Genomic DNA, 10,536 nt, shown 5'->3' with positions numbered 1-10,536 from the left:
GAGGTAGATAGGTTGGGGGTGGAAGTGCAGTAATGCATGGAGCTGACCAATACTAATCGGTCGAGGGCTTATCCTAAAATAAAACGCAATGAGTTTCGGATCCAGTTTTCAGGGTGTAACCTTGAAATTGCGCTTGATATTCCAAATCACTTTGGTGAGTTGAAGAATAACTTGCGGAGTTTTGCTAGGCGAGTCCATTTATATGGAGAGATACCCAAGTGGCTATAAGGGGACCCTCTGCTAAGGGGTTAGACTGCGAAAGTGGTGCGAGGGTTCGAATCCCTCTCTCTCCGCCATTTAGGACAAGCTAGCGAAATATTATGTTATGGCGGTGTAGCTCAGCTGGCTAGAGCGTACGGTTCATACCCGTGAGGTCGGGGGTTCGATCCCCTCCGCCGCTACCATACATACCCAGGAGGCTTAGCTCAGCTGGGAGAGCATCTGCCTTACAAGCAGAGGGTCGGGGGTTCGATCCCCTCAGCCTCCACCATTGTGCCGGTGTAGCTCAACTGGTAGAGCAACTGACTTGTAATCAGTAGGTTGGGGGTTCAAGTCCTCTCGCCGGCACCATTTTTGAATTTTGAAAAATATAGGGAACTGTGGTGTAGAGGCCTAACATGCCTGCCTGTCACGCAGGAGATCGCGGGTTCGAATCCCGTCAGTTCCGCCATTTTTCAATTCAATAGTTTTATCGTACTAAAGTGGGAAGGGGTATCCCTCCGCACTTTATTTTTTTGTTAATGGATATGGCTCGGTAGCTCAGTCGGTAGAGCAGAGGACTGAAAATCCTCGTGTCGGCGGTTCGATTCCGTCCCGAGCCACCTTTATATGGAGGATTAGCGAAGTGGCCAAACGCATCAGACTGTAAATCTGCTCCCTTACGGGTTCGGTGGTTCGAATCCATCATCCTCCACCAGTTTTGCGAGCCATTAGCTCAGTTGGTAGAGCACCTGACTTTTAATCAGGGTGTCGAAGGTTCGAGTCCTTCATGGCTCATCAGAAGTCATCAACTATAGGTTGATGGCTTTTTTTGTATTGTTTTAAGCTATGTTTTAATATAGCTTTTTTATTTTACGGTATCGACAGGTTATAATGAGTTCATTATGTTCGCTTAGTGCTTATTCTATATTCTAAAAAAGTGAAGTGGTGATCGCGTGACTCTGGATACAGAATGGATTCAACAACAGCTTCAGAATATTATTCAAGCGCCTTTTACCATAGTGCCTTGGTGCCCGGAAATGATGGCAGAGGGAGAGACAGCCGATTCAGTTATACCGGATAGATCGTTTGTCCATGACAACAAGCTATATTTTCCGTTTCGTGCGTCGGGAGGTGAACTGGTTGCCTTTGTGGTAGAGGCCAGATATTTGACGGATCGAGAACGGAAACTGGTAGAAGCGCTATTGGGGAACATGGAGCAGGTCTGGCAGAACGGTCCACAATTGTCGGATAACCCAGTTTATAGCGAGGAAGAGCGGATGAATCGTTTTGGACAATGGCTCATACAGCAGGCTGCCAATCTAAACAGGGAAGAAGAGGTTCCTGATGAATTGCAGCTTCGCGATTCGCTATCAGCGTGCATGGTCCCGATTTTACTGAATGGCGAGGGAACACAGGAGGGGGCTATTACTTATACGCAGCTCCATCGATTGTTCGCGAGCTATTTTGGAGGGGATGTGCTGCTTACTCCATTGGACGAACAGTCTTGGCTGATTATGGCTAAAAAGGAGCTTTTATTAGGAGCCGACGATGAACGGGATAAAGACACTGAGTCCAGGGATGCAGATTTTACGGAATCGTTGGAGGAGGTTCTTACGGCTTTTAGCTTGGGTCTATATGAGCTTATTGCGAATGAATGGGTGGGTGTGTTCCATTTGGCGGTTTCCAAGCCTTCGATCCCTTTGCAAAGTCTTCCCCAAGAGCTGAATTTGTTATGGGAGACGATACATCTGGGCAAGATTTTTCATGTAACAGAGCACATCCACTTTTCATGGGAGCTTCATTTAGAAAGGCTGTTAAACCGCATTCCCAAGGAACAACGCGTACTATTTTTAGAGCAGGTAATGAAATCATCTGTCATACTGGAAGACTCAGAAACGATGGCTACATTAGATATCTTTTTTCAACTGGATTGTAATGTGAGTGAGACAGCTAAGCGTCTCTATGTGCATCGAAATACATTGATTTACCGTTTGGACAAGATCAAACAGGAGACCGGATTGGACGTGCGGACGTTTAATGATGCGGTTTTGGTCAAACTATATCTGCTATTGTACAAAGTGACAAAAAGGAAATAGCATTTTTGTGCAGTTTGCGAATAGCCACGTTACGGGGACTAGGGTAAGATACAAGTAAGAAATGTATTCGATTTCATAACTTGATCTTAGGGAGGCAAAAGCTATGGCTGGTGTACGTTTAGAGCATATTTTCAAGAAATATCCGGGTGCAGATAAAGCTACGGTTGTTGATGTCAATTTGGACATTCAAGATAAAGAGTTTCTCGTATTGGTTGGTCCTTCCGGTTGTGGTAAATCTACTACGCTCCGTATGATTGCTGGTCTGGAGGAAATTTCAGACGGTAAATTGTACATTGGAGATCGTGTTGTGAACGACGTGGCTCCAAAGGACCGCGATATCGCGATGGTATTCCAATCCTATGCCTTGTATCCGCATATGAATGTATACCAAAACATGGCTTTTGGTCTGAAGCTCCGTAAGGTGAAGAAAGAAGAAATTGACAAACGTGTACGTGAAGCGGCTAAAATCCTTGATATTGAACATCTGCTGGATCGTAAGCCGAAAGCGTTATCAGGTGGTCAACGCCAGCGTGTTGCCTTGGGACGTGCGATTGTGCGTGACCCGCAAGTGTTCTTGATGGATGAGCCACTGTCCAACTTGGATGCCAAGTTGCGTGGTCAGATGCGTGCGGAAATCACGAAGCTGGCTAAGCGTCTGGAAACGACTGTTATCTACGTAACCCATGACCAGGTCGAAGCCATGACGATGGGTGACCGGATTGTAGTTATGAAGGATGGTATTATCCAACAAGCTGCATCCCCAGATGAACTGTACAACCGTCCAGTGAATCTGTTCGTAGCTGGTTTTATCGGCTCCCCTACGATGAACTTTATCACAGGTAAGCTGGTTGAAAAAGAAGGTGCATTGCATTTTGCTGCGCCGGGTCTGGATCTGTTCGTACCAGAAGGTAAAGGACAGATTTTAAAAGCGAAGGGCTATATCGGCAAAGAAGTGATCTTGGGTATCCGTCCTGAGGACATTCATGAAGAGCCTGTATTCTTGGAGGCTTCTCCGAATACGATCTTTACATCCACTGTGGATGTAACGGAAAATCTCGGTCATGAAATGCTGTTGTATTTGAGCGGTGCCGGAAATGATACGATTATTGCCCGTGTAGACGGGCGTTCCAATACTCGTGATGGTGTTAAAGCGAAGTTGGCTGTTGATATGAACAAGGTTCATATTTTTGATAAGGAATCGGAATTGAGTATTCTGGTTGGCGAATAAAATTTGCCTCTGGAAGAGAGTCGCAGTTTTCCCCAAGCGGAGAACTGCGACTCTTTTTGTATATCGCATACGGCTACTAGCTTCGGCATTGCATTCATTGGAAAATTCCGATACGATGGGTACAATGGTGCAGGTCTAGATGCAGGCAAGGTTTGTTGGCAGGAGTCCTAGATGGGATCAACCCAGCTGTCGGAATAGAGTTAGCCTGGAACCATAGTGTTAAATCAAGTGGAGTGTGGATTGGCGCAGGATAGACTGGCGTTGGGCTGTATGGTTAATAGGGTAAAGCTACATAAATCAAATGACGTATAGAATCCGGTGTTGCAGATGAAGGGGAGAATACAATGGCTAAACAGGTAAAGGTATCCGAGCTTGTACAGCAGTTTCAAATGGAAGTTATTTCTGGTGAAAAAGGTCTGCGAAGACTGATCACAGTGGATGATTTGAATCGCCCAGGTCTGGAGATGGCCGGGTATTTTGAATATCATACACAGGAGCGGGTACAGCTTCTGGGAAGGTCTGAGTTGGCTTTTCTGGGGATGCTTCCTCCTGAGGAGCGACGGGATCGGATGGAGCGTCTGTGTACAGAGCTGACTCCATGTATTATCATCACACGTGGTCTGGAGGTACCGGCTGAGTTAGTGGAGGCGAGCGCAGAACGAGATATTCCTGTACTGCGTACTAATATGGCGACGACGATTTTATCAAGCCGCATTACAGGCTTTCTCGAAAGAAAGCTGGCTCCTACGGCGACTATCCATGGTGTACTATGTGACGTGTATGGCGTGGGAATGCTTATCACAGGAAGTAGTGGAATTGGTAAAAGTGAAACAGCACTGGAACTGGTTAAACGTGGACATCGCTTGGTAGCAGATGATGCGGTAGAAATTCGGCAAACGTCCGATTTTCAGCTGCATGGCACAGCACCTGAGCTGATCCGTCACCTGTTGGAAATTCGCGGCGTGGGCATTATTAATGTAATGACGCTGTTTGGGGCCGGTGCAGTTCGTAATAACAAACGGATTACATTGGTTGTCCGTCTGGAGGCATGGCAGCAGGACAAGCAGTATGACCGTCTTGGTCTCGATGAAGAAACGACACGCATTATTGATACAGATGTTCCACTAGTTACAATCCCAGTTCGTCCAGGCCGAAACTTGGCTGTTATTATCGAGGTTGCGGCGATGAACTATCGTTTGAAACAAATGGGCGTTAATGCAGCCCTGCAATTTACAAACAAGCTGACTGCTACGATTTCTGAAGATATGGAAGAGATGGATTAAGGTTTGTTCGTTTGCAAGGAAGAACGAGGAGTGAGAGAAATATATGTTAACGGCAACATTACTGCTGAATCCGATCGCTTTTTCAATCGGGGCAATCAAGGTCCATTGGTATGGGCTTATTTTGGGGCTGGCGGCGCTTGTGGGTTTATATCTCGCCATCCGTGAAGGAAAAAGATTCGGTATTCCGCAGGACTTTTTTATGGATATGCTGCTTCTGGGTGTTCCATCAGCAATTATTGGAGCGCGTATTTATTATGTAGCCTTCAAATGGGAAGACTACCGAGATAATCTATGGGATGTTTTTAAAATTTGGAATGGTGGTATTGCGATATACGGTGCCTTGATCGGGGCCATTATATGTGCGGTCATTTATTTCCGGTATAAAGGGTATAACTTCTGGCGTATCGCTGATATTTGTGCACCAGGCCTACTGATCGGTCAAGCGATTGGACGCTGGGGTAATTTTGTCAATCAGGAAGCCTACGGTGGACCGACGGAAGAGACTTTTTTGCGAAATCAACTGCATCTGCCGGATTTCATTGTGAATCAGATGAACGTTAACGGGGTGTTTCATCACCCTACATTTTTATATGAATCACTGTGGAGTATTGTAGGTGTGATTTTGCTGCTCGTCATTCGTCGTATGAAATTTGTACGTGCAGGCGAAATGTTTGCGTTTTACTTCATTTGGTACTCGATTGGTCGTTTTTTCATCGAGCGTGTACGGACGGACAGTTTGGCTTTTCAGGGACCGGATTGGCTCGCTTCCTTTGTAAATGCCCTGTGGTCTCCTATGGTATGGTTAGGGTTTGAACCAGGGCATCTGGACCCAAGTTACGGTAACGTACGGATATCACAATTGCTGCCTATTTTCATTGTGGTGGCTGCCGTGATTTTCATTTTGGTTCGTCGCCGGAAGGGCACATCTGTTGCTCGGTATAGCGATCCGATTATCTCCAGTAAAGCGGGGATTGATCAGGTACCTGACGTGACGCCAGAACAGGTATCCCGTCCAGGACAAGATGCGGTTCCTCCAACAGCTACGGCGGATAAGCTACCTAAGGAAGACACGGACGAGGACAAGAAGGAGCATCTATGATAAATACGATTTTGTTTGATTTAGACGGCACCATCATGGATACGAATGAGTTGATTATCAGCACATTTCTACACATTTTGAATCATCCGGATGCTGATCCGCTGACGCGGGAGCATATTATTCCTCATATGGGTGGAACGCTGGACGATCAACTCCGTACTTTTTCGGGATTAACGGATGTATCTGGGCTAGTTAAGGACTACCGTGCTTATAATCAGATTCATCATGATCAAATGGTGAAGCCATTTCCATATGTCATTGAGGTTATTCAGGAGTTGCGTGCGAGAGGAATTAAGCTAGGGGTTGTGACAACCAAAATACGACCATCCACGATACGTGTACTTAATCTGTTCAATCTGACTTCCTCTATGGATTATATTGTGACGGTGGACGATGTAGAGCATCCTAAGCCACACGCTGAGCCAGTCCTTAAGGCCTTAGAAGGCTTGAATGCTGAAGCAAAGCATACATTGATGGTCGGAGACAGTTCTTTTGATATTTTGTCAGCTCAGGCAGCAGGTGTGAAATCCGCTGGTGTAGCTTGGTCGCTAAAGGGCGAGGAAACTCTGCGCGGATATGGGCCTGACTATATGTTGCATGATATGCGGGATTTGCTGAAGCTGGAGCTTCAAGGTGTCAATGTATCGTGAGAAAGGTGAACCGCTATCCTGTAGAAGGTCCCAATGCGTTGTGGCAGATTTATCGGACGGTGAGCCGCTGGAAAGGCATTAAGAACTTTATTTTTATACAGATTGCCCGGTATTGTCCTGTGCTTTCTCTGAAAAACGTCATTTACCGCAGAATGCTGGGGATGAAGGTGGGGCAACATGCGGCCTTCGGCCTGATGGTGATGGTGGATGTTTTTTTTCCGGAGCATATTACGATAGGGAACAATTCGGTCATTGGATATAACACGACGATACTGGCTCACGAATATCTCATTGAGGAGTATCGTATCGGTAAAGTGGTGATTGGTGATCATGTGCTGATCGGCGCCAACACAACCATTCTGCCGGGTGTCACCATTGGTGACGGAGCTATCGTAGCGGCCGGAGCGGTCGTGCATAAAGACGTGCCCGCAGGTGCATTTGTGGGTGGCAATCCGTTGCGTGATTTAAGACGTTCTGGTATGGATGAGTAGTAAATAGCACTATAAGGAAGGCCCCTTATGTATTAAGGGGTCTTTCTTGTGTTGTTTTTCTGTATAATAAGTGGGGTAATGCATGTTAATTATGTTTAAAAATTGTTAAAAGACATATTAGCAAGGCGATATGGGAGCGTGTTGATTTGGTCAAAAAAGAACGTATACCAGAGCTTGATATTTACCGGGGAATATTAATTGCAGCCGTTGTTACCATTCATGCGACTTCAATGGCTTTAATTGATGCGCGTCATTCTCTATTGTTTTATCCTTTTTTATTTTTAAATGTGTTTAGTAGCTTTGCAGTGCCCGTATTTATTTTTGTGAGCGGGTTTGTTTTATTTTACAATTATATCGATAGGCCGCTTCGTGGTAAGAATATGCTTGTGTTTTTCCGAAAAAGACTGATGTTTATTGTGTTACCGTACGTTTTGTTTTCTCTTGTGTATTATTTGACCTTGGTAACACGCGGGTTGATGCCGCTCAGTGATCTTCCGCTCGTGCTGTTAACGGGAAAGGCGTACACACATTTGTATTATGTCATTATCATCATCCAATTTTATTTGGCCTTCCCGCTGTTGTTGTGGGGAGTGCAGCGCTTATGTCATTGGATATCGAGTCCACGGAGAGCAGCCTGTATCATTTTGGCAGTAGGGTTAGTCATTCAATGGGGGTTTGTATTGCTGAACAAATACGTTTGGCAAGAGGAAAGAGGAAGCCTTGCGATTACGTATATCAGTTATTTTGCCTTGGGCGCAGCTGTAGCGATTGGATATGAAGGGTTTAAAAAGTGGCTTTTTCCAGTGTCAGGTACAGTAATTAGACGTGGTCAGTTGATCAGTTGGTGGGGGTTGTGGGCGGCTTGGCTACTCGTGGGTATAGCTTATGTACAAATATGGTTTGTAGCATATCGCAAAGGCATCTATGCAGACTCACTGATCTATGAACTACTCCGTAATGCACATGCCCTCGTATCTGCATTAGTGTTGTTTCAGTGCTCGGTTTTATTATATCGTCATACTAATGATAGGCTGCGAATGTTAATCAGTTGGTTGGGGGCATGTTCTTTCGGTATTTATTTACTTCACCCGGCGTTACTGCGGGTGTATCGCAAGTTAGATTTGCATGGAACACCGATAGAATATATCTTCTCCGTTGCCGGTGGATGGTTGTTGGCGCTGTTTGGCTCATGGCTGATTGTGACGCTGTGTTTTCGATATGTTCCATTTGCATGGATCGGTTTGGGCACGGTTCCGAAGTTTCCTTTCCGGCGTAAAGATAAACAGGTGAATAGCTGAATATTTTGATTTGGACTGTTAGCTTAAAGCTGGCAGTCTTTTTTTTTAGAGTATAGAATTTATAAATTTTCAGTAGAACTGAACAACTCAATATGCACAAAAAAATTAACGTAGGCGCGGTCTTGCTCCGTGAAAATACGTTGATAGATGTTTTTCATATAGGATTCATGTATTTTGCATTGGATAAAATATAGAGAGGGGCAGCAGCTTGGCTAATCTGTAAAAAAGGGCTGCGCCGTTCGGTTGACGTTCACAAGTAGAGCATGATAATATATCGAATATACTTTAGTTTGTTAGCACTTTACCATGATAAAGATATTGTGAAATCATGAGGTGATAGAGATGTCTAAGCCAAAAGGATTCGAGATCCCTGTAGGGGTTCGAGATTATCTTCCGCGTGCAGTGTCGAAGCTGCGGGCCATTGAACTGAATGTACTCGAATGCATGGAGCGTTGGGGCTACCGCCAGATTATGACGCCTACGATGGAATACTACGATACGGTGGGAGTGGCTAGTTCTACTTCCGATCGGAAGCTGTTTAAATTACTCAATAACCGGGGGACCACGTTGGTGCTGCGATCGGATATGACAGCTCCAATTGCACGGGTGGTATCTTCGTTGCTAAAGGAAGAGGAAGTACCACTCCGACTTTCCTATCACGCAAATGTATTTCGGGCGATTGAGGAAGAGGCAGGAAGAGAAGCGGAGTTTTTTCAGACGGGTGTGGAGCTGGTGGGTGATGATTCGCCTGAGGCTGATGCAGAAGTTGTAGCATTGGCAATTGCATCATTACAGGCAGCAGGGGTGACCTCTTTTAAAATTGCGATGGGGCATGTGGGATTCCTGAACGGTTTGTTTGAGGAAATCATTCCAGGCCGCCAGGCTGAACAACAAGCGCTAAAGGAACTGTTGCTCAGTCGTGATGTAGTGGGCTACCGAACAGCGATTGAAGCTTTGGGCTTGGCTCCCGAACATCGGGATAAACTTGAGGCTATTCTGCGGCTGCGCGGTGGAAAGGAAATTTGCGAACAGGCTACTCGTCTTAGTGTGGAGCAGCAGACGATTCAATCCATTGCACATTTGTGTGAGGTATGGGAAGTGCTGGAGGCTTACGGCGTATCTGAGCATGTGTTAATCGACCTTACCATGATTGGGGATTTCTCATATTATACAGGAATGACTTTTGAGGGCTATGCGGCGGAGATTGGGTTCCCGGTATGCAACGGGGGGCGCTATGACAATCTGCTTCAGCAGTTTGGTCGATCCGTACCTGCAACGGGATTTGCATTGAAGACAAACCGGATCGTCGATGGTGTGGATGGTATCCAAATGGAGACGAAGCTTCCTGTACTTATCCGCTATGACGAACAGGGACGCCAAGAGGCGTTATCCGTAGCGGCAGAGCTACGCGCAACAGGTCTTACTGTGGTGACAGGGCTCACGGGTGGCCCGGAAGACCGACGCCGTGAGCAGGAGGGCCTGTACGCAGAGGTATACAGCTATACAGCTGAAGGAAGACAGCCAGTACAAAGGAGGGAATTGCCATGACGGAAACATTGAAGGTAGCCATGCCAAAGGGACGGATTTATAAGCAGGCTTCTGAGCTGTTTCGCCGAGCAGGGGTTTCCATTCCGCTGGATGTGGACGAGACGCGCAAGCTGGTCATCCCACTGCCCGAGCTGGGCATGGAATTTATTATGGCGAAGCCCGTTGATGTTCCTACGTATGTGGAGTACGGGGCGGCGGACATTGGCATTGTGGGCAAGGATGTTTTGCTGGAAGAAAACAAGGATGTGTATGAACTGCTGGATCTCGGGATTGCCCGTTGTCGGATGTCGGTGATTGCTTTACCAGATTGGCAGCCAGGTATTCGTCAGCGGGTCGCTACAAAATATCCGAATGTGGCTTCCCAGTATTTTCGGGAGCAAGGCCAGCAGGTGGAGGTTATTAAGCTGAATGGCTCCATTGAGCTGGCGCCGTTAATTGGTCTGGCAGACCGCATTGTTGATATGGTAGAAACGGGGCAGACCTTGCGGGAGAATGGATTGGTCGAGCAAATCAGCATACTGGATATTACCAGTCGTCTGATTGCCAATCGGGTCAGCTACCGGATGAAAAACAGCTCGATTCAGGCATTGTGTGATCGATTGCATCAGGTGATTCCAAATGCGGTGGCACCCCGGGAGTAAA

General features: G+C 46.4%; 9 protein-coding genes and 8 tRNA genes. All 17 read left to right on the top strand.

Annotated features, from left to right (window positions below; genetic code table 11):
* The first annotated feature begins 204 nt into the window (after positions 1-204).
* The 17 genes from WA407_RS25230 (at position 205) to hisG (ending at position 10,535) form a co-directional block, all read left to right on the top strand.
* Positions 205-296, top strand: a tRNA-Ser gene (locus WA407_RS25230).
* 31 nt (positions 297-327) lie between these two features.
* Positions 328-404: transfer RNA gene (locus WA407_RS25225), tRNA-Met, on the top strand.
* Positions 405-414: 10 nt separating this feature from the next.
* Positions 415-490 (top strand) — tRNA-Val (locus tag WA407_RS25220).
* 4 nt (positions 491-494) lie between these two features.
* Positions 495-570: transfer RNA gene (locus WA407_RS25215), tRNA-Thr, on the top strand.
* Between the two features lie 23 nt (positions 571-593).
* Positions 594-670: transfer RNA gene (locus WA407_RS25210), tRNA-Asp, on the top strand.
* A 78-nt stretch (positions 671-748) separates the two neighbouring features.
* Positions 749-821, top strand: a tRNA-Phe gene (locus WA407_RS25205).
* 9 nt (positions 822-830) lie between these two features.
* A tRNA-Tyr gene (locus tag WA407_RS25200) sits at positions 831-916 on the top strand.
* A 7-nt stretch (positions 917-923) separates the two neighbouring features.
* Positions 924-996, top strand: a tRNA-Lys gene (locus WA407_RS25195).
* Between the two features lie 158 nt (positions 997-1,154).
* Entirely contained in the window at positions 1,155-2,297 is a 1,143-nt protein-coding gene (locus WA407_RS25190; RefSeq protein WP_336078656.1) for a PucR family transcriptional regulator, read from the top strand.
* Between the two features lie 103 nt (positions 2,298-2,400).
* Positions 2,401-3,525, top strand: coding sequence for an ABC transporter ATP-binding protein (locus WA407_RS25185; RefSeq protein WP_061830199.1), 1,125 nt, complete (start codon positions 2,401-2,403; stop codon positions 3,523-3,525).
* Positions 3,526-3,869: 344 nt separating this feature from the next.
* Positions 3,870-4,808 (top strand): HPr(Ser) kinase/phosphatase, encoded by a 939-nt coding sequence (gene hprK, locus WA407_RS25180; RefSeq protein ID WP_013308232.1) that lies wholly within the window; start codon positions 3,870-3,872, stop codon positions 4,806-4,808.
* A 43-nt stretch (positions 4,809-4,851) separates the two neighbouring features.
* The gene (gene lgt / locus WA407_RS25175; RefSeq protein WP_254329988.1) at positions 4,852-5,907 is read left to right on the top strand and encodes a prolipoprotein diacylglyceryl transferase; all 1,056 of its coding nucleotides are present in this window, start codon (positions 4,852-4,854) and stop codon (positions 5,905-5,907) included.
* On the top strand, positions 5,904-6,557 hold the full coding sequence (gene ppaX / locus WA407_RS25170) for a pyrophosphatase PpaX (RefSeq protein WP_254329982.1): 654 nt from the start codon (positions 5,904-5,906) through the stop codon (positions 6,555-6,557). The genes lgt and ppaX overlap by 4 nt, the downstream gene beginning before the upstream one ends.
* A complete protein-coding gene (locus tag WA407_RS25165) occupies positions 6,554-7,048 on the top strand; it encodes an acyltransferase (protein ID WP_165179525.1) in 495 nt (164 codons plus the stop codon). The genes ppaX and WA407_RS25165 overlap by 4 nt, the downstream gene beginning before the upstream one ends.
* 146 nt (positions 7,049-7,194) lie before the next feature.
* Positions 7,195-8,346 carry an acyltransferase gene (locus WA407_RS25160; protein ID WP_336078655.1) on the top strand — a complete coding sequence of 384 codons (1,152 nt, stop codon included), beginning with the start codon at positions 7,195-7,197 and terminating at the stop codon, positions 8,344-8,346.
* Between the two features lie 342 nt (positions 8,347-8,688).
* Positions 8,689-9,894, top strand: coding sequence for an ATP phosphoribosyltransferase regulatory subunit (locus WA407_RS25155; RefSeq protein WP_336078654.1), 1,206 nt, complete (start codon positions 8,689-8,691; stop codon positions 9,892-9,894).
* Positions 9,891-10,535, top strand: a complete 645-nt coding sequence (hisG, locus tag WA407_RS25150) for an ATP phosphoribosyltransferase (protein WP_336078653.1) — start codon at positions 9,891-9,893, stop codon at positions 10,533-10,535. Before WA407_RS25155 ends, hisG begins: the two co-directional genes overlap by 4 nt.
* Position 10,536: the final 1 nt, after the last annotated feature.

It is taken from the genome of Paenibacillus sp. 203 (genome assembly GCF_037027525.1).
Lineage (GTDB): Bacteria > Bacillota > Bacilli > Paenibacillales > Paenibacillaceae > Paenibacillus > Paenibacillus polymyxa_B.
This window is presented reverse-complemented; position numbering and strand designations above follow the sequence as displayed.